The organism is Rufibacter ruber (assembly GCF_014138425.1).
Taxonomy (GTDB): Bacteria; Bacteroidota; Bacteroidia; order Cytophagales; family Hymenobacteraceae; genus Nibribacter; species Nibribacter ruber_C.
The window spans coordinates 310966-333795 of sequence record NZ_JACJIQ010000005.1 but is presented as its reverse complement, the minus strand read 5'-3'; the positions used below and the strand labels follow the sequence as shown (position 1 = coordinate 333795).

General features: G+C 53.8%; 24 protein-coding genes. 7 read left to right on the top strand and 17 right to left on the bottom strand.

Going from position 1 to position 22830, the window contains the following annotated elements; translation table 11 throughout:
* Positions 1–206: 206 nt before the first annotated feature.
* Positions 207–1523, top strand: coding sequence for an exo-beta-N-acetylmuramidase NamZ family protein (locus FHS90_RS08320; RefSeq protein ID WP_066839506.1), 1317 nt, complete (start codon positions 207–209; stop codon positions 1521–1523).
* A gap of 27 nt (positions 1524–1550) precedes the next feature.
* Entirely contained in the window at positions 1551–2513 is a 963-nt protein-coding gene (locus tag FHS90_RS08315; protein ID WP_182512684.1) for a sulfatase-like hydrolase/transferase, read from the top strand.
* Positions 2514–3009: 496 nt separating this feature from the next.
* On the opposite strand, the gene FHS90_RS08310 is transcribed toward FHS90_RS08315, so the two are convergent.
* From FHS90_RS08310 to FHS90_RS08240, 15 genes are all read right to left on the bottom strand, one after another.
* Complete coding sequence (locus FHS90_RS08310; protein ID WP_182512683.1) at positions 3010–3795, bottom strand: CDP-alcohol phosphatidyltransferase family protein; 786 nt, start codon at positions 3793–3795, stop codon at positions 3010–3012.
* Positions 3774–4205 (bottom strand): GtrA family protein, encoded by a 432-nt coding sequence (locus FHS90_RS08305; RefSeq protein ID WP_066839504.1) that lies wholly within the window; start codon positions 4203–4205, stop codon positions 3774–3776. Before FHS90_RS08305 ends, FHS90_RS08310 begins: the two co-directional genes overlap by 22 nt.
* Positions 4206–4664 (bottom strand): phosphatidylglycerophosphatase A family protein, encoded by a 459-nt coding sequence (locus FHS90_RS08300; RefSeq protein WP_182512682.1) that lies wholly within the window; start codon positions 4662–4664, stop codon positions 4206–4208. It lies immediately after the preceding gene.
* 26 nt (positions 4665–4690) lie between these two features.
* The gene (locus FHS90_RS08295) at positions 4691–6016 is read right to left on the bottom strand and encodes an inositol-3-phosphate synthase (protein WP_182512681.1); all 1326 of its coding nucleotides are present in this window, start codon (positions 6014–6016) and stop codon (positions 4691–4693) included.
* Positions 6017–6670: 654 nt separating this feature from the next.
* Positions 6671–6856 (bottom strand): type II toxin-antitoxin system antitoxin, encoded by a 186-nt coding sequence (locus FHS90_RS08290; RefSeq protein ID WP_066834442.1) that lies wholly within the window; start codon positions 6854–6856, stop codon positions 6671–6673.
* Positions 6857–6859: 3 nt separating this feature from the next.
* Complete coding sequence (locus FHS90_RS08285; RefSeq protein WP_182512680.1) at positions 6860–7711, bottom strand: SPFH domain-containing protein; 852 nt, start codon at positions 7709–7711, stop codon at positions 6860–6862.
* A 195-nt stretch (positions 7712–7906) separates the two neighbouring features.
* Positions 7907–8818, bottom strand: a complete 912-nt coding sequence (locus FHS90_RS08280) for an SdiA-regulated domain-containing protein (RefSeq protein WP_182512679.1) — start codon at positions 8816–8818, stop codon at positions 7907–7909.
* A 144-nt stretch (positions 8819–8962) separates the two neighbouring features.
* Positions 8963–9403, bottom strand: coding sequence for a PepSY-like domain-containing protein (locus FHS90_RS08275; RefSeq protein ID WP_066834432.1), 441 nt, complete (start codon positions 9401–9403; stop codon positions 8963–8965).
* Positions 9404–9721: 318 nt separating this feature from the next.
* A complete protein-coding gene (locus tag FHS90_RS08270; RefSeq protein ID WP_182512678.1) occupies positions 9722–10981 on the bottom strand; it encodes a sensor histidine kinase in 1260 nt (419 codons plus the stop codon).
* The gene (locus tag FHS90_RS08265) at positions 10978–11655 is read right to left on the bottom strand and encodes a response regulator transcription factor (protein WP_066834427.1); all 678 of its coding nucleotides are present in this window, start codon (positions 11653–11655) and stop codon (positions 10978–10980) included. Before FHS90_RS08265 ends, FHS90_RS08270 begins: the two co-directional genes overlap by 4 nt.
* 244 nt (positions 11656–11899) lie before the next feature.
* Complete coding sequence (locus FHS90_RS08260) at positions 11900–12160, bottom strand: hypothetical protein (RefSeq protein WP_066834425.1); 261 nt, start codon at positions 12158–12160, stop codon at positions 11900–11902.
* A gap of 15 nt (positions 12161–12175) precedes the next feature.
* On the bottom strand, positions 12176–12367 hold the full coding sequence (locus tag FHS90_RS08255; protein ID WP_066834423.1) for a hypothetical protein: 192 nt from the start codon (positions 12365–12367) through the stop codon (positions 12176–12178).
* 27 nt (positions 12368–12394) lie between these two features.
* Positions 12395–12814, bottom strand: a complete 420-nt coding sequence (locus FHS90_RS08250; RefSeq protein ID WP_182512677.1) for a hypothetical protein — start codon at positions 12812–12814, stop codon at positions 12395–12397.
* A 520-nt stretch (positions 12815–13334) separates the two neighbouring features.
* Entirely contained in the window at positions 13335–14897 is a 1563-nt protein-coding gene (locus FHS90_RS08245) for a hypothetical protein (protein WP_066834417.1), read from the bottom strand.
* Between the two features lie 425 nt (positions 14898–15322).
* On the bottom strand, positions 15323–17587 hold the full coding sequence (locus tag FHS90_RS08240) for a Tex family protein (protein ID WP_182512676.1): 2265 nt from the start codon (positions 17585–17587) through the stop codon (positions 15323–15325).
* A gap of 249 nt (positions 17588–17836) precedes the next feature.
* Here FHS90_RS08240 and FHS90_RS08235 point away from each other — a divergent pair, with 249 nt between their 5' ends.
* Together FHS90_RS08235 and FHS90_RS08230 are read left to right on the top strand one after the other, a co-directional pair.
* Positions 17837–18232, top strand: coding sequence for a DUF4890 domain-containing protein (locus FHS90_RS08235; RefSeq protein WP_182512675.1), 396 nt, complete (start codon positions 17837–17839; stop codon positions 18230–18232).
* Between the two features lie 496 nt (positions 18233–18728).
* Positions 18729–18914: a hypothetical protein gene (locus FHS90_RS08230; protein WP_066834408.1), complete on the top strand. Its 186-nt coding sequence runs from the start codon at positions 18729–18731 to the stop codon at positions 18912–18914.
* A 98-nt stretch (positions 18915–19012) separates the two neighbouring features.
* Here the strand turns inward: FHS90_RS08230 and FHS90_RS08225 are convergent, their stop codons facing one another.
* On the bottom strand, positions 19013–19579 hold the full coding sequence (locus tag FHS90_RS08225; RefSeq protein WP_182512674.1) for a hypothetical protein: 567 nt from the start codon (positions 19577–19579) through the stop codon (positions 19013–19015).
* 229 nt (positions 19580–19808) lie between these two features.
* Here FHS90_RS08225 and dinB point away from each other — a divergent pair, with 229 nt between their 5' ends.
* Positions 19809–20870, top strand: coding sequence for a DNA polymerase IV (dinB, locus tag FHS90_RS08220; protein WP_182512673.1), 1062 nt, complete (start codon positions 19809–19811; stop codon positions 20868–20870).
* Between the two features lie 45 nt (positions 20871–20915).
* Entirely contained in the window at positions 20916–21224 is a 309-nt protein-coding gene (locus FHS90_RS08215) for a hypothetical protein (RefSeq protein WP_066834398.1), read from the top strand.
* A gap of 75 nt (positions 21225–21299) precedes the next feature.
* Here the strand turns inward: FHS90_RS08215 and FHS90_RS08210 are convergent, their stop codons facing one another.
* A complete protein-coding gene (locus FHS90_RS08210) occupies positions 21300–21842 on the bottom strand; it encodes a DUF7935 family protein (protein ID WP_246386764.1) in 543 nt (180 codons plus the stop codon).
* Between the two features lie 190 nt (positions 21843–22032).
* Between FHS90_RS08210 and FHS90_RS08205 the strand changes: the two genes are divergently transcribed.
* Entirely contained in the window at positions 22033–22383 is a 351-nt protein-coding gene (locus tag FHS90_RS08205; protein ID WP_182512672.1) for a HesB/IscA family protein, read from the top strand.
* Positions 22384–22830 lie beyond the last annotated feature (447 nt).

The following is a 22830-nucleotide window of genomic DNA, read 5'->3' as shown; positions in this document are numbered from 1 at the left end:
GCACGTTCAGCTTTTGAGCTAGCAGGAGAAGAGGTGCCGCGTAAAGGGCTTCCCTTACGGTGGTGGCGCTCCTGAGCCGCGCTCCCAAGGCAGGAAAAGCGAGAAGGGAGGTCCTACCCTGGTCCTTTTTCCGCTGGAAAGAGAAATTTAAAACATGCGCCGTGCCGCCACGCCTCCTGGTATTTTTTATTTTCTATATTGGCAGCATGAAACCTGCCCGCTTCGTCCGCCCCCTTTTCCTTGCCGGGATTCTTTCGGCCTCCCTTTTCAGCAGTTGCTCCCCGTCCGCTACCGTCCCCTCTGAGGCGAAAGCTAGTGCCGGAAACGTGCAGGCAAAGCAGGCAGAGCGGGTAACCATTGGCATAGAGCGCCTGCTTACGCCAGAGTTTCTTCCGTTTATCCAGAACCGCCGGGTGGCCGTACTCACCAACCATACCGGTGTCATGCCAGACAAAAGCCATATTGTAGATGTTCTGCACGCGCGCCCTGACGTAAAGCTGGTCAAACTGTTCAGCCCGGAGCACGGCATCAGGGGCGAAGCAGACACCCATGTATCTGATGACACAGACCAACGCACCGGCCTCAAGGTCATCTCCCTCTACGGCAAAGTGCGCAAGCCCACCCCTGAGATGCTGCAGGATGTAGACCTCATTCTCTTTGATATCCAGGACGTGGGCGCCCGCTTCTATACCTACATTGCCACCATGAACGCTGTTCTGGAGGCTGCCGCCGAAAACGGGAAGCAGATGATGGTGCTGGACAGGCCCAACCCCATTACCGGCCTTTATGTAGACGGGGCCGTGGGCAAAGAAGCCAAACAGCCGGTTATTGGCCCTAACCACCTCCCCATCACCCACGGCATGACCGTGGGCGAACTGGCCCGTATGTTCAACGGGGAACGCGCCGCCAGAAAACTCCCGCAAGCGGAATTAATTGTGGTGCCCATGCGCCGCTACGCCCGTTCGCTGTGGTTTGACCAGACGGGTCTGCCCTGGGTGAAGCCTTCGCCCAACATGCTCAACCTGACCACGGCCACTGTGTACCCTGCCACCTGCCTCCTGGAAGGCACCAATGTGTCTGAAGGCCGGGGCACCCTGCAGCCGTTTGAGTTTATTGGCGCCCCCTGGATCAACGGGGAGCAGCTGGCCAGACAACTGAACAGTTACCAACTGGCAGGCGTGACGTTCAGGCCGGTGCAGTTCAAGCCAGACAGCGTGGTAGACGGCATCCGGATTTACCCACCCAAGTTTGTGGGCCAGACCTGCCAGGGCGCCCAAATGGTAGTCACTGACCCCAACCGTTTCAAATCAGCAGAAGCCAGTGTGTATATCATTCACGCCCTGCAGAAACTTTACCCGGGGCAGCTGGAGTACAAAGACAGCCGCATGGACGGCCTCTGGAAAACTGATACCATCCGGAAACGGCTGCAGGCCGGTGAATCACCGGCAGCCATTATTGCCAGCTGGCCAGAAGAACTCGCCTATTTCAAGCAAGTACGGGCTAAATACCTCCTTTATCCGTAGAAAGGGCAGATCCATCTCTGTCCCTCTATGCCCCGATTCGTTTCTACTTATCTCTTCATTTTTCTGGCTGGCGTGCTGCTGCTGGAAGCCTGCCAAACCTCATCTCCCACCACCCTTCTCACCCCCACCCGCGCTTACCGCACCAAACAGGTGGTGCTGGTGGTCATTGACGGGGTGCGGTATTCTGACTCCTGGGGCGATTCCAGCTTTCAGAATATTCCGTTCATGGCGCACCAGCTGGCCCCGCAGGGTGTTTTTCTCCCCCGTTTTTTCAACCAGGGCGTCACGTATACCAACCCCGGCCACGTGGCCCTGACTACCGGGCATTACCAACGCCTCCGCAACAACGGCAGCGAAGAGCCAAAATACCCTTCTGTTTTTCACTATTTCAGGGAGCAGACCAAAGCCCCGGCCTCTAAAGCCTGGATCATTGCCAGCAAAGACAAATTAGAAATCCTGGCCAGAACTGAAAGCCCAGACCAGGCGGCGGCGTTTGCCCCGGCGGTCAACGCGGGAAACAGCGGGATTGGCACCGGCTACAGGCATGACACCACTACCCTGCGGGTGGCAAAGGGCCTTTTGGCGCAGCACACCCCCCAACTGGTATTGATTAACCTTAGGGGCCCAGACTCAGAGGCGCACGCCGGAAACTGGCACGGCTATCTGCAGGCCATTAGGCAGAGTGATCAGCTGGTGTTTGACCTGTGGCAATGGCTTCAGGCGCACCCCACCTATCAGAACACCACCACTTTACTGGTCACCAATGACCACGGCCGCCATCTGGGTAGCCGCTTCAAAGAACACGGAGACAGCTGTGAAGGCTGCCGCCACATCAGTTTGCTGGTTCTTGGGCCAGATGTGAAGCCAGGGCACATAGCCACCCAGACCAGGTCACAGGTAGATGTGGCCGCCACCATGGCAGAGTTATTGGGCATACCGGTTCCAAAGCGTGACGGCGTACCCATGCTGGAGCTGTTCCGCCCTGAATAAAGGTCTGGGCTGTTTTGGAGCCGTTTTTAGAAAAACAGGCCGAAAACAGAAAGTTGAGCACGCACCCCTAGAGGAGAAAAGGCACAGACTTTCAAAGCAGCTGTGTGCACTACCAGGTCTGGTGAGCAGGCGGTACTGCAGAGGCTGGCGTGTGGAACCCACCCCCTTCCCCTCCCAGGAGGGGAGTCATCTGGGATGCGTGGGGGCAAGTACCCTGTGCCCGTACCTCTGGTAAACCTGGACCGGCAGGTACACCCCTCTTCATGAGCTTCGCTCGCTACTTCAAACTCTTGTTTGGGCAATCCTAAAGGGGGGAATCCCCCCTTCTCCTTCTTAAAAGGGGGAATATCAATAGCCACGGAAGTTACTTCCGTGGCTTAGTAAGTATGAGAAGGTATTAGAGGGCAATAGTAAAATAGCAGTGGCTGCTTTGCGTTTTGGGGCTGTTTTTCTGAAAACAGCCCCAAAACAGAGGAAGGCATTCCATAAACAAAAACTACCGTAATCCGGCTTCCCTTCTTTCCTTCAACTCAATTGCTTCTTTGGCTTCACGCAGGCGGGTGAAAGCGGTTACATTGGTAAAGACCGCCAGAATGGCCAACGGAATGGTGAAGATAGAGATGGTCTCAAATACCGGGAACGGAATACCTGGAACCATGAGTTTAAAGTCTCCGCCCAGAAGGGCAGAACCCAGGCCGCAGAACATACCCGCCAGCGCAATCAGCACCACCCGCTCCGGCCGCTGGAAAAAACCGCCTTTGCAGTCAACCCCCAACCCTTCCGCGCGGGCGCGGGTGTAGCTCACCATCATAGATCCAATCATGGCCACAAACGCTACCAATGAGCTCAGAAAATAGTGGTGGGCAATGAGGTAGTAGCAAATACCCAGAAACATCACCATTTCACTGTAACGGTCCAGCACGGAGTCAAACAGCGCCCCAAAGGTAGAGCCCATGTTGCCCATACGGGCCACCTGCCCGTCCAGCATGTCAAACAAACCCGCCATCATGATCAGAAACCCCGCCCAGCCCACATAGGCCATGTCATGGCGGTTCTCACTTTCACCGCCTACCACAAAGATCACCGCTACCCCAATGTTCAGAATAAAACCGGTGGTGGTAACGGCATTTGGGGTAAAGCCCAGCCTGATCAGGAGCCGTACAAACGGGTTGACAATTTTATAGATGCCCTGTTGCAGGAACACCTTCCAGGCTTTCTCTTTGGGGGCCTGCTTCACCTCGAAATCAGAAGTCCCCAACTCTAGTTTTTCACTTGTTTCCATAGACCAAAATCCTCTATTGCTGACGGCTCTTCTTGTTTTTGTTTAAACACATATTTCTTCTGCATCAGGTAATTATACCCCATTCCCACCACCAAAGACGTGACCACCTTTGAGATGATGTAACTGACGCCGGTGTAGTGGGTAATCACGTACACCCCCGTAGCGTTGAGGAGCAAACTGCCGGTCCAGATCACAAAGTAGCGTACGGCCTGCGCGGCCACATCTGGGTCAGCCGAATGGAAAACCCAATTGCGGCCCAGCGAGAAATGGGTGATTCCGCCTGACACCGTGCCCGCCACCGTAGCCAGCACGTACCAGCTCCCAAACAACTCCACAGCCACTACCGTGACCAGAAAGTCTACCACGGTGGCCGCCATAGAGGCTGTCTGTGCTTTTAAGAAGGTAAGCATCTAAAATAGCTTTACGTAAATGAGTAGTTGCAGAACCACATTGGCGTAGATTCCGGAGAGCGCGTCATCCATCATCACGCCCCATCCGCCGGGCAGCCTCTCGGTTCTCCTGATGCCGAGGGGCTTCACAATGTCAAAGAAGCGGAACAGCACCAGCGCGGCCAGCAGGTAAGGGACCGTCACCGGGATGAACAGCAGGCTGGTGCACATTCCCGCCGCCTCGTCTACCACCACCTTTTTGTCGTCTTTGCCCCAGCAAGGTTCCACCTCATTGGCCGACCAGACGCCCAGTGTGGTAATCAGCAACGTGACGCCTACTTGCCAGAGGACAAGCCCACCCCCGCCGCCCGGCAAGAAATACCAGCAAAGGCAGGTGGCCGCCGCGGCCACCGTGCCCCCGCCTTTGCCCACGTACCCGATGCCCAGGCCGGTGGAGATGAGTTTGTGCAGCTGAACCATATAGAACTTTCTAAACCCTCAGTCCCCTACAGGGTGTCCACCAGCTCCTGGTAGTAGTCCAGGCCCAGGTGGGTGATCAGGTCCTCGCCCATCATGTGGCGCAGGGTGTTCTGCAGCTTCATGAGCTGCTTGAAGATGTCGTGCTCCGGGGCCAGGCCCTCGGCCGTCTGCGGGGACTTGTAGTAGAAGCTCAGCCACTCCTGGATGCCCGACATGCCCGCGCGCTGGGCAAGGTCGGTGAACAGGGCCAGGTCCAGCACCAGCGGGGCGGCCAGGATGGAGTCGCGGCACAGGAAGTTGATCTTGATCTGCATCTGGTAGCCCAGCCAGCCGAAGATGTCGATGTTGTCCCAGCTCTCCTTGTTGTCGCCGTGGGGCGGGTAGTAGTTGATCCTGACCTTGTGGTACATGTCGCCGTAGAGCTCGGGGTTGGACCCGGGGCGGAAGATCTCGTCCAGCACGCTCAGCTTACTCACCTCCTTGGTCTTGAAGTTCTCGGGGTGGTCCAGCACGTAGCCGTCGCGGTTGCCCAGGATGTTGGAGGAGAACCAGCCCCTCACGCCCAGCGCCCTGGCGTGCAGCCCCGGCGCCAGGATGGTCTTCATCAGCGTCTGCCCGGTCTTGAAGTCCTTGCCCGAGACGGCCACGCCGTGCTCCCTGGCTAATTCCACCAGGGCGGGGATGTCCACGGTCAGGTTCGGCGCGCCGTTGGCGAAGGGCACGCCCATTTTGATGGCCGCGTAGGCGTAGATCATGCTCGGGGCGATGGCCGGGTCGTTGTCCAGCAGGCCCTGCTCGAAGGCGGCGACGCTCCGGTGCACCTCCGACTCCTCGATGTAGATCTCGGTGGAGCCGCACCACACCATCACCAGGCGGTCGCAGCCGTTCTCCTGCTTGAAGGAGCGGATGTCCTCCATCAGCGCCTGGGCCAGCTCCATCTTGTCGGCGCCCTGCTTCACGTGCTCGCCGTCCAGGTTGCGGGCGTAGGCCTTGTCGAAGACCGCCTTCATGGGCTTGAGCGCCTCCAGCTCGGGTTTGATGGCGTGCAGCAGCATGGGCTCCAGCACCCTGGCCTTGACGGCCGCCTCGAACACGTTGTCTGCATAGACGTCCCAGCCCCCGAAAGCGATGTTGTTCAAATCGGCCAGCGGCACAAAATCCTTGATCAGCGGGTGGCGGTTCTCGGTGCGCTTGCCCAGCCGGATGCGGCCCATCTGGGACAGGGAGCCCACCGGCTGAGAGAAGCCCTTCTTGATCGATTCCACCCCGGCAATGAGGGTGGTCGCCACCGCGCCTAGGCCCGGCAGCAGGATACCCAGCTTGCCGCTGGCTTCTTTTAATTGGTATTCCATATAGGTTTGATTTTATAGGTAGAGTTTTGGGGAAAATGAGTTCAATAAAATCAGGCTTAAGTTATCTAATTTATCTTCAATAACAATTTGATTACATTTCAATTTCCATCAGTATTTCTACCCATTTATGGCTAAACTCCATGAGAATCAACACAAAAACAAACCACTATATTTTCAGAAAGTAATTCTCCTGAGAGGGGGATCTCTGTCAGGTGAAAGGAAACAGCCTCTACCCGGCAGGGAAGGTGGGAATTTGAGGCGGTCTCCGCTGAACCTGTTTTGGGCCTGTTTTGGAAAAACAGGCCCAAAACGCAATTCTACTTTAGCGGTTCAGGAATGGGAGGGTTTTATTCTGCCAGGCTTCATTGATGCGCCCTGTATAGAAGCAAGCCTGCCTCCAGCAGGCTTGCTTCTATGCTTCTTATCTGACAGAGGCGGGGCGGCTATGGGTTTCCCGCCCTTCCGCCAGTTCCATTCAGCAGAAATTTGATCTCCCGCAAGGGAACCGCCTACATCTCACGGGCACCTCCAGCTGAAGGTATAGGTGTCAACGTGGCCTTTCCAGACTTGGGAGCAAGCTGTTCAACTGATAATTCACCCTTTTTTCCGCCCCGGGCGGAAGGGGATGCCCAGATCTGAGGGATAGAGCAGACATTAGGGAGCCGCTTCTTCAGGTCTATCTGGTTTGGGCTTGGGCATGCGGCCCGCCTTTTTCAGGGCTTCCTGAATAATCCATTCAATCTGGCCGTTGGTACTCCTGAACTCATCTGCTGCCCATTTTTCTACCGCCTTCATCATCTCTGCATTCATGCGCAGGGCAAACGATTTTTTTTCGGCCATAGGCTAGGGGTGTAAGGTTCCTGTGTTGACCACCGGCGACACCGCCCGGTCTGAGCAAAGCACCACCATGAGGTTGCTGACCATGGCGGCTTTGCGTTCTTCATCAAAGGTGACCAGGCGTTTGTCATTCAGTTGCGCCAGGGCCATGTCTACCATGCCCACAGCCCCCTCTACTATTTTGGCGCGGGCGGCCACAATGGCGGTTGCCTGCTGGCGCTGCAGCATGGCACTGGCAATCTCCTGGGCGTAGGCCAGATAGCTGATGCGGGCCTCCAGCACATGGATTCCGGCTATGGCCAGGCGCTCCATGAGTTCCCGCTCCAGCTCATCATTCACTTCCTGGCTGCTGCCGCGCAGCGAAATCTCGCTTTCGTCTTCAAAGTTGTCATACGGGTAGGCACCGGCCAACTTGCGCATGGCAGACTCGCTCTGCACTTTCACAAAAAGCTCAAAATTGTCAACCTCAAACGCAGCCTTAAAGGTCTCCTCTACCCGCCATACCAGCACCACGCCAATCATGATGGGGTTGCCCAACTTGTCATTCACCTTAATGGGGTTGGTGTCCAGATTACGGGCGCGCAGGGAGATGTCTTTAGACGCGAAGAACGGGTTTACCCAGAAAAAGCCGTTCTGCTTAATGGTGCCTTTGTACTCGCCAAACAGGGTGAGCACCCTTGATTCATTGGGGTTTACAATTTTGAAACCCTTGCACAGAAAGATGAACACCAGCGCAAAGGGCACCATGACTTCTGGGCTTATGTAATACACACAGGTACCGCCTGCCATGATCAGGAGCAAAAGCAACACCAGAATGGCGTAGCCGGAAGCGGGGTGATGGGGTTTTTCTGCATTCATAGCTTTAGTTATTTTGATATCATATTAATATCAATAAAAGTAGCTAACCGTTACAGCATTTGCAAGAACTTTTTGATATGCCCACCCCAGAGAAAGCCCCGCGCATGCGCTCTCAACAGAAAAGCCGCCCCGGTAACCGGGGCGGCTTTTCTGTTTCTGGCCTGTTTTTGTCAAACCAGCGCTAAAACGCACTGGTTATGACTTGATCTGTACGGCCATAATATTCCCTTTTTCTTTTTTGCCCTCGTTTGAAATGAAGAGCTCCCCAGCCGGGCTGAAGGCAATCCCCTCTGGTTTATAGAACTGGGACTTGCTCAACGGGTACCGCTTCTTGATGCTTCCGTTTTCATTCAGGATGAAGATCTGCGGGTTAGAGGCCTCCGTAAGGTAAATCTCCCCTGATACCGGGTGCACGGCAATCTCAGACGGCTGCCAGATTTTGCTCAGGCTCTTGCGCTTGGCCTTCGCCAGCTTAGACAGCTGCGGGTCCCGCAGGCTCAGTTTCATAATGGGCTGCTCGGCCAGTTTCTTAGCGGCCAGGTCAAAGGCATAAATCCCTTTGAAGTCTGGGGCGCCGGCCTCCTCGCCCTTGATGGCCAGCAGCAGGCGGTTGTTCTTCTGGTCAAACGCCAGCCCCTCTACGTTGTGGTTGGCGGTGAGGTGGGTGGTAAACTCGCTCACCTTGTTCTTGGGCGTGTCAATGTTGGTCACCTCAAAAACCCTCCCGTCACTGCGCACCACGTAGGCCGTGGTCCCGTTCAGGGCAATACCCTCATAGTCACCGGCTGCGCCGAAGGTAATCTGGCGCTCAATCAACCCAGATTGGGTGTTGTAAATGAAGATCACCCCGGCCTCATCCTGAATGCAGGCAAACTGGCCGTTCCCCATATAGACAATGCCAGAGACTTCACGCAGAATCTCAGGCACCTCCCATTTCCGGGTCACTGTGACGGCGGCAGAGGCCGGCTCTGGCGCCACCTTCTCTTTCTTCGCTTTCTTTTCCTTACGGGCCCCCTCAGTGCCCTTGGCATCTGCCTGACTGGCCTCACACGCAATCAGGGACACTGACAGGAGAAGCCCTCCAATAATGACTTGCAACCGTTTCATAGTTTTCTTTATTTTCTGGTGAAGCGCGGGCCTGGCAAAACCGTCTGGCCATACGCTGTATACTGTTTGTTTCTGTTTTCGGCCTGTTTTCTGGAAAACAGGCCGAAAACAGCTTTTTTCAACCTTTCCTGCCCGCAGGCAGGCTTAGTCCCAGAAGGGCACTGAAGCGGCGGTGCCGGCAGCGGTGTACACTTGTTTCAGCTCTTCATTGTTGTTCTCCAACTCCACTTGAAAGTACACCTGCCCTTGCTGCTCTACCCGCTCCACGTCTTCCACCAGGTAGGCCTGGAAGTCTTTCTTCAGGGTCATGGCTATTTCTGCCGGCAGGTCAGCAGCGGTGAGCTCCTGCTTGCTTTTCACAATATTGCCGGTGCCGTCTACCAGGGCGGTGTATTCAGTCTGGCCTATGGCGAACTCGGCCTCAAAGAGGCTCCCCTCCTTCTCCCACTCCACCACCTGGGCGGCGGGGAATTTAGAATGCACGGCATTTTTCACCACTGAGGGGAGGTTCTCCGGGGTGATTTTCTGGCTACAGCCCATGAACACGGTTCCGGCTGTTATCAAGGCTATCATACTGGCTTTCATATCTTTTTCCTTCAGGTTAATTATAATTTACAGTCCAAAGGTCAGACTCAAAACCGGAAACAATTGGGAATAGGCCTGCATTGCTGATTTTTTTTTCAGAGCATATCTGATTTTTTATTTACGGGCGAAGAGTGCCAGAGAGAGGATCTACAACAGCAGTAGTTGAGTTGCGCAGCAGCGCCACGGGGCAAGAAAAGGGTGAGCGACGGCATTTTGCCTGGCACTCTGCGGCGTGAAAGGCAAATTGAACCAGGCTCTGGCGCAGAATAAAGTTTCCTGTTTCTGGGCTGTTTTTCAGAAAACAGCCCAGAAACAGCCTTAGAACGTTACTTCCAGAAGGTGCGCCTGCTGGTAGCGGTACCTGATGCTGAACCCGTACAGGTCACATATGGCTTTGGCAATGGCCAGCCCCAGCCCCGTTGAGCCAGACGCTGAAGCCTCTTTGTAGAACCGGGAGAACAGTTTCTGGGTGTCTAGCGCCTGGTCTTTGCCGGAGTTCTCCAGCACCAGCGCCTGGGCAGTGAGGTGAAGGTTGAGAAAGCCGCCCTGCACATTGTGTACCACGGCATTCTTGAGCAGGTTGTACACCAGCACCGTGGCCAGATCTGGGTTTACCTGCACCAGACACGGCTCCTCCTGCACAGAGACCTGCAGCTCTTTGTATTCTATCTGATCTCCCAGGTCTGCCAGTGCCTGCCGTACAATCTCCTGCAGGTTCACCGGCCCCATCTCCTGAAATTGGCGGTTCTCAATCTTAGACAGGAGCAACAGGGACTTGTTCAGCCGCGAAAGCCGCCCCAGGTGCTGCATCACCGCACCCAGCTGCAGCATCTGCTCTTCTGTGAGCCCTTCTTTCTCTACCAGCAGCTCCAGCTTGTTCAGGCTGATGGCCAACGGTGTTTGCAACTCATGTGACGCGTTTTCAATAAAGGCTTTCTGGCTGTTATAGGTGTCAATGTTGCTTTGCAGCAGCTTGTCTACCGTCTCATGCAGCAGCCTGAACTCTTCAATGTTGGTCTTGACCGGGGGCAGGGCCTCCCCTTTCTCCAGCCTGAACCGCTGCAGCCGGTGCAGTATCTGGTAAAAGGGTTGCCAGATACTCTTGAGCACCAGGTTGTTCAGGGTTAAAAGGCTTACCAGCAGCCCCAGGTACAGCCACAGCAGGGAGTACAGCAGGTCTTCAATGAGGTCATCTTCCTCTACCATAGAGGTGATCACCCGTAGCTCATAATACCGCCCGCCCTGCTGAAAAACCGTCACCAGCAATCTGACCGGCTCATAATCCTTCTCATTCAACATGTACATGAGCGTGTCCCGGTACTGGTCTTTGCGGTTGGCCGCCAGGTTAAAGGGGAGCTCCTTGACCTGGTAATACCCGGCCTCAAACTCCCGCTGCGCCAGCACGGTACTATCTTGCAGGGCTTTTTGCATCACCAGTATTTTCTGGTTCTCCAGGCCATCATCTATGCTGTCATAGATTTCATCCAGCATGTTGTAGTAAAAAAGAGCCGCCCACGCAGAAAGCACCACCAGGAGCAGCACGGCAAAGTAGGCGGTGGCGCGGTTGAGCAGTTTCATACTATGACCAGTTTATAGCCAATGCCGTAAATGGCCTGGATTTCTATTTCGGCGCAATGGTCTTTGAGCTTTTTCCGGAGGTTCTTGATCTGCGAGTAGATGAACTCATAGTTGTCTGCCTGGTCAATGTAATCGCCCCACACGTGCTCGGCCAAGGCGGTTTTGCTCACCAGCCGGTCTTTGTTGGTAGCCAGGTACAGCAGGATGTCATACTCTTTCCGGTTGAGGGTGAGTTCCTGGCCGGCCACCTGTACTTCATGCTTGTCTAAGTCAATCTGGAGGTTCTGGAGCTGGAGCAGGTTGTTGCCCTCAAACTTTCTGCGCCGCAGCACAGACTTTACCCGGGCGTGCAGTTCTGCCATGTGGAACGGCTTGGGCAGGTAATCATCTGCGCCCATCTCCAGACCGGCAATCTTATCATCCAGGCTGTCTTTGGCGGAGACAATGATCACCCCGTCCGTTTTCTGCTGTTTCTTCAGTTCCTCCAGCAGTTCCAGGCCGTTGCCGTCTGGCAGGGTGATGTCCAGCAGAATACAGTCATAGTCATACAGGGAAACCTTCTCCAGGGCCAGATCAAAGGTAGAGGCAGACTCTACCATGTACTGCTCCTGTTTAAGGGAACTGACCATGTTCTCCAGCATGGCGGGTTCATCTTCAATGACCAATATTTTCATACCACCGGGTTTTTGCCCTAAATACGGGGGCAATTCTGGAAAGAGTTGGGAACAGAGATGCCTTAGGGCCATTTTATCATCAGGTGAAATGACCAGGCCGCCTCTCCTCAAGAAATCAATACCGCCTTTTTTAAGGGGAAACTTTTTTCAATGCTGTTTTCGGCATTTGCCGAAAGGGACACCGGCTGCAATAAAGTTTCTGTTTTTGGCCTGATTTTCTGAAAACAGGCCAAAAACAGAAACGTCAGGAACGGGTGACTTTGCCTTTGCCTTCCCAGTGGCTGGACTTGACGGTAGTGCCGTCTGCCTCATATTTGAACCGGCGCACGTACCGCTCGCCGCTAATGCTGCCGTCTGGCCGGCGCCTGCCAATGAACAAGGTGACCGCGCGGCCGTTCTCATCTGTGATAAAGGTGAGGTCGTTCCCGGCAAAAACATCATCAATGCGGGAAGAGGGGGCATATGGTTTGGCCAGCTTGGCCTCCAGTTTAGGACTTAACGGCATAGGCGGCGGTAATAATTACTGCACTGTGTACGATTGCAGCAAAGCCAGCGCTTCAGGCTCTTCAGCCTCCACCACCTCATCTATCACTGACTGTATCTCCTGGTCTGACCAATTGGCTTGCTCAGCGGCTTTTACAAACACCCCCAGGGCCACAAAACGGCCGCCTTCTAACGGAAGAATGGCTTTTACTTTCTTTTTAATCTGCATACAGGTAACCAGAGACGTTTTATAGGCTTATTGTACGGTAAACAAGGTAGAAATGCCGCTCTCCCCCTCCTGCGCCCACCGGAGCGCCGCCTCCAATTCCTGAAAGTACTCTACCTCACTAGACATTTTAGACCTGAGGGCCGCCACCATGCTACTGATGGCCATCTGGTTGAAGATATCATTAGACACCACAATCCCCAGCCGCTTCACCCCCAGGAGTTGGAACTGCGGAAACCAGGTGGTGACGGTCCAATCCTGGTCTGCCTGCCTGATTACCTTCATGTGCTTGGTATCCATGACCCAGTTGACCACGTTCTCCCGCCTGGACACCTGCAGCCCCTCTAACAGGCCTTCACGGTACGCTTCACTTGGAACAAAGTCCTGCCAGTGCAGCACCAAAAGGTGGTGCAACCGGTCCAGCTCCAGATGAAGGTACTTCTTATCCATTTATACTTTTTTAATTAGCAGCTTAATGCCATGGTGTAAAGGCGAAAGATCTTTTGCCTTATTTATCATGTTAATAACTAGATTTACCGGGTTCAGGTTTAGGAGTAAACCAACAAATGAATAGTACTAATCCAGTTAGGTAAAATTTATTCAGCTACTTCTGGCCTACAGTTACCTTAGCTGGCGTGGTGGTTCCCCCTTGCCGTCACCCCAAAAATAATCCCTCAAAGGCAGACCTCCTAAGACAAGCCACCCAAACTTCAACACCCCCATGGCCTACAGCAGCTCTGAAGGGTATTCTCCCGGTTGGGCTAAAGTAATTTTAATAAAGTATTTCCCGCCACGGCGGAATACAAAGCATTTTCCCCAGCCCCCATTTCTGTTTTGGGGCTGTTTTTCAGAAAAAAGCCCCAAAACAGAAATGGGGGCTGTTTGCCCGCAACGGCCTACGGCCCAACCCATGCAAAAGGCCAGAGAAACTCTCTGGCCTTTTGCATGTACCGTGGTAGAAGCTGGTCTTTTAAAACCTGGCATTTGCCGGCATGGTGGTCACTAACCGCAGACGCTCGTTATTAGGATCATACGCCAGTCCCTTTTTCGCATACTCTTTCATTCCGGCGGCACTTTTAGCTCTCATATAAGACTGGCAGGCGATCAAATGCAGATCTCCCATCATTCGGGCCGTGAAATCTCCTTTGTCTTGCTTGTACAGACTTTCAAGTGAGGCCAACATCTTCTTTCCCTCTGCCCTGTTGTCAGCATCAAAAGCATTTTGGGTTGCCCTTGCAAAGGCCAGGAGGCAGACATTATGGAAAGTGGGATCATTATTGAAAAAGCTGAAGCGTTTCTGGTACTGCTCAACTGACTTCCCTAAATCTCCTTGAAAACGGTTGCGGTTCAGCAACTCATACACTACAGATTTGATCATTCCGGTCAACTCGGTGCTGGCCGGGTTGAAGGAATAGGCTTTGGTAAAGAATTCCAGCGCCGGGGCATACTGATTGTTCAGGGCCCTGACTCTTCCCTGATGGAAATGGTACACATACGCTATGTCTTTATAAGAGACGCTGTCCCGTGCCGTGTTCAGGAAGGCCGTGTAAATCTTGTTGTAGAAAGCGGTATCTGGCTTGTCTAACAGGTGTTTCTGCGTCATGACCTTGAAGTCATTGGTAAACTCATCACGGTAAGCGTCACCTGGCTGCATGGCGTAGAAACTGGTCAGGAGCTCCACCTGCTCCATTTTGTCATAGTTGATCCCATTCATCTGCTGAGCCAGTGCAGACGTGAGCAGATAGCGCGTCTCATTGGATGGGTACAGGTAATACGCCTTCTGAAACGCTTTACTGGCGTTCTCATACGCCTGCTCCTCATATTTCTTCACCCCTTCATTGTAATACTGCAACGCAACCAGCTGCTTAAAGGAGATGGATTTATCAGCCTTAAAATGCTCGCTGAAGACGCCTTCCACCCCTTTGGTTCTGACTTCTTCCTCACTGACCAGCTTCCCTTTCTGCAAATACTCCACATAGTTCTTTTTAAACTTGGGATCTGGTACAAAATAGCCGCCTGCGGGGTTGGTAGACTCCATCATAATGTTGCTGCCTTTGGGATCAGCCACCAGGTACACATGGGTAGGGAGTTGTTTAATCTCATACGCAATGTTGTAATGCTCCAGAATGACTGCGTAGAGGGCGGTGGCGCTCACACAGTTATAAGTCCCGGTTTTCATCACCTGATCAAAAGAGGCGATTTCTTCATATTTCTTCAGGAAACGCCTGTGGGCGGTTTCAAAAATAAGCTTTACCTGCTTGGCTAGCGGCTTTTCCTGAATTTTGCTCAGATCTAAGGCGGTGTACAGCTGTTGCATTGCCTGTTTTGCCACCCCAAGCTCAGTTTCTGTCACAGACGGGTTCACCGCTAACAGCAAAGCCAGTTGATTCTGATCGCCTGCGTCCAGGGCTTTCAGGTATTTCTCTTCAAAGGCAGAGGCATAAGAGATATTTCTGATGCGCAGGGTGTCTTTTTGAGCCTGTGCTGAGAAGGTAAAGAGAACCAGTAAGAAAAAGGGTAAAAATTTCTGCATATAAATAATGGATAGAAGAGCATGCTTACATTTGTCTTGCGCTGCAAACGGGCATCTAAAGAACCTGACTTTGCCTTTTTCTTCACACCATAGCGCTGCTATGCTGCTCTGAAAATGCTATAGAAGAACCTTATGCCCGCTTACCGCCTGCAAAATCAAAATTGAAACAAGCTCTAAGTACTTAAATAAAATGTTGTTATAAAGATACAATTAAGCAGATGATGCACAAAAGCGCATATAGGTTTTAAAGTATCTCCTGGTTAAAAAGTTTTCTTGCACTCCTTCCATGGCTAACACCAATGTACCAGATGTGGGCACCTTACTTCAACAGGCAAAGGTGAGACGTACCGGCGCAAACATTTGAAGCAAACCCAAAAAAGGCCAGAGAAATTCTCTGGCCTTTTGCTGATCTTGAACAGGCTTGGTTACCGGAACATGCTCTTCAGCTTGTTCAGTTTGGTCGCCATGTCTTCTTCCTCCACGGGAGCTTCCCGGCGGCTGTTCTGGCCGCCTGCCTTGCGGTCATTGCCCCGGCTAGGCCTGGTTCCGGCGGCGGCGGGATCGCCTTTCATAGAGAGGGCAATGCGCTTGCGCCCCACCTCTACCTCCAGCACGGTTACCTCAACCTTCTGCCCCACCTTCACCACGTCATGCGGATTGCTCACAAAGCGGTCAGACAAATGGCTCACGTGTACCAGACCGTCCTGGTGCACCCCAATGTCAACGAATGCCCCAAAGGCCGTAATGTTGGTGACAATGCCGGGTAATTTCATGCCGGTACGCAGGTCTTTGATTTCATTAACACCCTCAGTGAAGCTGAACGCCTCAAACGACTGACGTGGATCACGGCCTGGTTTGGAAAGCTCGCTCAGGATGTCTTGCAAGGTGGGCAAACCTACGGTGTCTGACACGTATTTTTTCAGATCAATCTGCTTGCGCAACTCGGCGTTCTGGAGCAGGTCTTCTACGGTGGCTCCCAGGTCTTTGGCCATCTGCTCTACCAACCCGTACCGCTCAGGGTGTACCGCACTGGAGTCAAGCGGGTGCTTCCCCCCTCTTATGCGCAGGAAACCGGCCGCCTGCTCAAAGGCTTTATCACCCAGACGGGCTACTTTGCGCAGTTCATTGCGGGTTTTGAAAGGCCCGTTCTGGTTGCGGTACTCTACAATGTTCTGCGCCAGTTGCGGCCCCAGGCCAGACACGTAGGTCAACAGCTGTTTGCTGGCTGTATTCACCTCTACGCCCACGGCATTCACGCAGCTCATGACCACATCATCCAGGCTGTGCTTGAGGGCGTTCTGGTCCACGTCATGCTGGTACTGGCCTACGCCAATAGACTTGGGGTCAATCTTCACCAGCTCGGCCAACGGGTCCATCAGGCGGCGGCCAATAGACACGGCTCCCCGTACGGTGATGTCCTGGTCTGGGAACTCCTCCCGGGCCACGTCTGAGGCAGAATAAATAGAGGCGCCGCTTTCATTTACCATGATGATGGCAATGGTGTTGGGCAGGCCCAGGCCCCGCACAAAGGTTTCAGTCTCGCGGCTGGCGGTACCGTTGCCAATGGCAATGGCTTCAATGTTGTATTTGTGGCACATTACCAGCACCTGCTGACCGGCTAAGGTAGCCTGATTGGCCCCGTTGTGCGGGAAAATAGCCTCATAGTGCAGCAGCTTGCCTTGCTCATCAAGGGCTACCACTTTACAGCCGGTCCTAAAGCCGGGGTCAATGGCCAGTACGCGTTTCTGCCCCAGCGGAGCCGCCAGCAACATAGGCCTCAGGTTATCAGCAAACACCCTGATGGCTTCCTCATCAGCGCGTTTTTTGGACGAGAGGCGCACCTCGGTTTCCATGCTCAGGCGCAGCAGACGCTTGTAGGCATCTTTCACGGCCAGTTTCACCTGCTGGGCAGCGGCGTTGCTTCCTTTCACAAACTGGCGTTCCAGGGCTTCAATGGCCAGGTCTTCGTCTGGCTGGGCGTCTAGCATGAGAACATTCTCTTTTTCGCCGCGGCGCATGGCCAGGATTCTGTGCGACGGGGCTTTCTCAATGGGTTCGTCCCACTCAAAATAGTCTTTGTACTTCTGGCCGTCCTCTTCCTTACCCGGCACCACGCGCGCCTTGAACACGCCCTGCTTTTCAAACAGGTTCCGGATGCTGGCCCGGGCTTCCGGGTTTTCATTCACCCATTCGGCAATGATGTCACGGGCGCCGGCCAAGGCCTCCTCAGTGTCTTTTACTTCTTTCTCCTCGCACACAAACGCGGCGGCCTCCGTGTGGAGGTCAATGTTGGCCTGCTCAAACAGCGTCTGCGCCAGCGGCTCCAGCCCTTTCTCACGGGCAATGGTGGCGCGGGTACGGCGCTTGGGTTTGAACGGAAGGTAAATATCTTCCAGCACGGCCATGGTTTGGGCGGCTAAAACCTGGGCTTCCAGCTCCGGGGTGAGTTTCTCCTGGTCTTTCAAAGATTTCAGGATGCTCTCGCGGCGCTTGTCCAGGTCACGGAGCTGTTCAATACGGTCTCTGATGGCAGCAATGGCTACCTCATCCAGAGTGCCGGTAACTTCTTTGCGGTAACGGGCAATAAAGGGAACGGTGGCGCCCTCATCCAGCAATTGCACCGTGGCTTCTACCTGACGCTCACTTACCTGCAGCTCACCCGCAATTTTCTTGAAATGGTTTTCTGGCATGCTAATCTAAAGTCAATCTTTAAAAGACGTGTATGCTGTTTCCTACCTCTTCTGCGGGCAGAAAACTGTCTTCAAAGATAAGGCTATTTTAGTTTACCGCACACACCGCTGGCAGGTCAAATCTTGTGGGCGGCGGCAAAGGCTGGCTTGGTTTTTGTATCTTTGTAAAAGCCTGAAAGGAACCATTTGCCCGGGAAATCACTCTTGGTTGTAACCACCTTTACAGTGCCAGAATTAACATTCACCCGTATGAAACAACTTGTTCTACTGTTTGCCCTTGCCTTGGCCACCTACACCAGCCAGGCGCAAAACACCCCTACCACCCCTGAGGCCCGCGCGCAAGCCATGACCACCACCATGACCCAACACCTTAGGCTAAGCGGTGCCCAGGCGGCCAAGGTGCGGGAGATCAACCTCGCCAGCATTCAGCAACTGGAGAAGGCGAAGGTAGACCACAAGGCCAACCCCCGGCAGCTGAAGGCCACCATTGACCTGATTGGTGCCACCCGCCTGGAATCTCTCAAAGCCGTCCTGACCCCTGTACAGTTTGCCCAGTACCAGAAGCAGCGGGAGAAGAAGTTAGGCGTTCCGCAGGAAGGCGGTCCGCTGGGCGGGGGCCGCGCCGCTGAAGAATACAGCAACTAATCCGGCCACTGCTGTATTTTCTGTTTTTGGCATGTTTTTCAGAAAACAGGCCAAAAACAGAAAATACAGCACCACCAGTTTGAATCAACCAGAGTCTGTGTTGGGAGTTGGTCTGTCATGGGCGGCCCTGGCGCAGACTTTTCTTTTGCCTATGCAAGCCTTCCTTCGGCCAAGGCCGAAAACAGGAGATGGTTTCTATATGGCTTACCTTTGGGCATGGCAGGTAAAAAGCTGCAGCGCAAGGTTCGGGCGCCGCTCTTCCTGAGCAGCATACCCGCGCTATGGCAAGGGGAAAGGCCGGTTCCTGCGCGGCTGAGTTGCACGGCAATAGCCAAACGTTACCCGGCTCTTACCAGGTAGAAAAAAAAGTTGGGCAGGCGGTATGAAATGGCAGGTCTTTCTGCATCTTCAAAAAAAACACGCATTGCGCTTCCAGAAGCGCCCCTTTTCAAAACAGATAGCTTTATATTTTATCAGATCACTTAATGCAGCTGCTATGAAATTCATTGGCATCTTACTTTTTCTGGCAGGGATGGTTTCCCTGCTGCTGGCTCCGCTGGGAATTCAGCACGGGCTCCTGCTCTGGGCAGACAACTGGGGCAGTGCCGTGGGGTGGGTTATCAAAGGCACGGTAACGCTGCTGGGCCTTGTACTCTACTACGTAAACCGCCACCAGGATTGATGTCTGTTTTGGGGCCGTTTTTGCTAAAACAGGCCAAAAACAGAAAGGCACCGCTCAGAGCGGTGCCTTTCTGTTTTTTCAAGGGAATGACGGCTGCGTTAAATCACTTCCAACAGACCCAGGATCAGGAAGACCACCCCCACAATGGCCAGGATCTGCCCCGCCAACCCTAAACCTACGGCGGCCAACAACAACCCGGCCAGCAGAAGCACCAAACCAATCTTGATGTAGTAATTGAGCCCGCTGGCTTTTGCCTGTTTGGCCTCCTTCACATCTTTTTTCAGCTGCTTCACCATGGTTATCATGTCTTTCTTGCTTTTGATGGCAGCCATCTCACCCGCCATTGCGTTGGCTTCTGCCGGATTGGCCTCTAAGGCTTTGGCTACAGCCGCCGAGGTCAATGGCGCTTTCTTCCCCCATTTAGTGACAACCGCAGTTTTGGCCACACTGGCTTCCAGGGCTGGGGCAGCGGGTGCCTCGGCCGAAGGCGCAACGGGGGCTTCTGGCTGCACCACGGCCACTTGCTGCGCCTCTGCGGCAGGGGCTACTTTGCGGTAAGAGGTGGCCGGCACGCTAAAATCAAAATACTGGCCTGAAGAACAGCCTACCATAAACTGACTCACTACGCCGCATGCCAACAGAGAGAGTAACGATTTGATTTTCATAGTTAAGAGGTATTAGAGAATTTGGTTTGAGAACAAAAGTAGAATATTCTGCTGCAAGTGCAGGCCAAATGGGGGTTTTGATTTAAATTCGCAGTACGCAGGAAGGCAGTCTGGGTTGGGTTTCTGGTAAAGAAACAAGATAATTATGGTACGCCACCAAGGTGTTCCCCCTCCCTTTCTTCTTCCTGTACCGCCATAAGACCAGGAGCAGGCCGCTCTCCCCTACCCGGTGCGCAAAATCATACATATTGACATGGACGCCTTTTTTGCCTCTGTGGAGCAGCGGGACAACCAGGCGCTCCGCGGAAAACCGGTGGCCGTGGGCGGCACCAAAGCCCGGGGCGTGGTGGCCGCCGCCAGCTATGAGGCCCGTCAGTATGGGGTTTTCTCGGCTATGCCAACCCAGGTGGCGCTGCGCAAATGCCCGCACCTCATCATGGTGCCCACGCGCTTTGAGGTGTACCAGCAGGTGTCAAGGCAGATACGGGAAATCTTCCTGAGCTATACAGACCTGGTGGAGCCGCTGTCACTGGATGAGGCGTACCTGGATGTGACCGTAAACAAGAAAGGGCTCAAATCTGCCATGTTTATTGCGCAGCGCATTAAAGATGAAATTCTGCACGAAACCCGGCTTACCGCCTCAGCGGGCGTCTCTTTCAATAAGTTTCTGGCCAAGGTGGCCTCTGGCAAGAACAAACCCAACGGCCTCACCGTGGTGCTGCCAGAAGAGGCCGAAGCCTTTGTAGAGGCCCTGCCCATAGAGAAGTTCTACGGCATTGGAGACGTAACGGCGGCCAAGATGAAGCAGCTGGGCATTCACAGCGGCGCAGACCTCAAGAACCGGTCAGAGATGGATTTGCGCCGGCATTTCGGCAAGTCGGGCTCTTATTTTTACCAGATTGCGCGGGCGCTGGATGAGCGGCCCGTAGAGCCTAACCGCATCAGAAAAAGCATTGGCTCAGAGCGCACCTTCGGCGAAGACCTGGAGACCGAGGAGGAGATGCTGCCCCAACTGCAACGCCTGGCCGAGGAGGTGGCCTACGACCTGCACCGGCTGGAGGCCAGCGGCAAGACCATTACCCTCAAGCTCAAGTACCATGACTTCACCCTCAACACCCGCAGCAAAACCTTTTATTCCGGCGTACGCGCCGAAGAAGTCTTGCTAGACATTGCCACCGAACTGCTGCACACCCCGTTCCTGCCCACCAAGCCGGTACGCCTGCTGGGCATCACCGTCTCCAACCTGAACTACGGGAAGCAGCAAAGCGGGCAGCTGTCTTTTCCGTTTTAGGTTTGCCGTCTTATGAACAGCAGGAAAGAGAGGAAAGAGAAGGAAATGGGAACCTTTGGGAAGAAGCTTCCGGCAGTTAGCGGTCTTAGTGTTGCAGCCCTTACTTTCGTGCTGAACCTCTTTGCCTATACCGCCAGAGAAGCCAATAGCATTGGGTATTTTTACCTGGGCTATCTCCTGCTTCTCGTTCTTCTGACCTTTCTAGGCTTGGGGTTTCTCTTTTGCCTGGCCGCCAGAAGAAAAGCTTATGCAAAACAGATGTTCTGGTCTTTGGTCTTTGCCCTCAAGGCGTTTATCGCTGTGCATCTGCTCTGGTATATGCTTACCACTTATCTTGACCTGATATCGGCTTAACTGTTTTGGGCCTGTTTTCAGAAAACCAGCCCCAAAACGGCTCAGTCTGAGAAAGCAAGTATCAACGTTCTACCGCTAAAAAATCTCATGCAGTTCCTGCTTCAGGAACTGGAGCGACTGCGCAGTTGGGTCCATCTCATTGTGCAGCACCTTCTCCAGCACGCGTTTGGCCAATTCTGTTCCCCTTGCCTCAGGCGCCAGCCGCTGAAAACACTGGTTGATCATGGTGACCACGTCTTCCTTGGCTTTTTTCACCTGCTGCCACGCCACCTCGCTCATGTACAGCTGCTGCGACAGGTTGTGCGTGTACTCTGCCCTGATCTCCTGCAGAAGCTGCGCCTGGTACTCAACCGCAGACAGCCCAGACGGACTTACCCTGATCAGGAGGTTGCTGGGGGTGATGCGCTCCAGAAAAAGAATAATGCGCTCGTACGCCTGCAGCCTGATGGGCAGTATAACCTCGCTGTTCTTGAGCCGTACCTCCAGCAGCCGTTTGCGGTAATCGCGCTCCAGGTATTTTTGCGTGAGCACATACATGCCCGCGCCTACCAGTAAAGCCGGCAGGGTGCTTATCAATACCCACAGAACCAGGGTCGCAGTATCAGGTGTAGTCATCATTCAAAGAGGTAAGCTCAGCAATACGTTAAAGCAGACGGCGGTGGCGTCTGCTTGGTTTGGTAAATATCGGTAAAAAAATCATGTGGCCCTGGCTGAATCATTTCTACAGTTTTTCGGTTACTAATAGTATAGCGCCAATCTTTAGAAACAGTCTAGTTTTTAGTAACTTTGTAGCGCAAACCCCACTACTATGGAAAGCACAACCGTAAAAAAAGCCCCGATCTCCCTCACTGAGCGTGCGCTGCACGAGGTGAAGGCAATCATGAACGATAAAAATGTACCCGCCGAATACGGGTTACGCATTGGTGTACAAGGTGGCGGCTGCTCTGGCATGTCGTACCTGCTGGGCTTTGACAAGGCCAAAGACGCCGATGAGATTTTTGAACTGGAGGGTGTCCAGCTCATCATGGACAAGAAGCACGCCATGTATGTCTTAGGGATGGAAGTTGATTTCCAGGATGGCCTCAATGCCCGTGGCTTCATCTTCAACAACCCTCAGGCGAAGAGCACCTGCGGCTGCGGAAGCTCTTTTTCAGCGTAACACTTCCTTTCTTTTATACCTGCAAAAGGCCTGCTTTGAAAGCAGGCCTTTTGTTTTTTGTGTTGAGCGTTTGATAATGGTCTTCTTTTGAAGTCTGCTTTGGGGATTGCTGCTGCTGCTGCTGCTGCAATGCGTGGGCTGCTGCTCCCCTGCTGTTTTGCTGCAGTGGCAGTGGCAATGCGTAGTCTGCTGTTCCCTTGGCTCTAGGGTTTGCTCCGGTGCGAAATCCCATTGCTGTTTCATCTTTTCCGGTAAGCGCTCACGGCCGCGGGGCCCCGTCCTGCCGGCTCGCACTGCTGTTAAAACTAGGCCCTCCGGCCTTGCCGCTGGAGCGGCACCGTATTAACAGAGGCGCTCACCCCCAGGACTGGTTTCGGTTCCCCTCCTGATCAGCCTTATTTGCTCTCTCTGTTTCAGTAGGTAACTACTGCTGATCCGCTAGCCTGA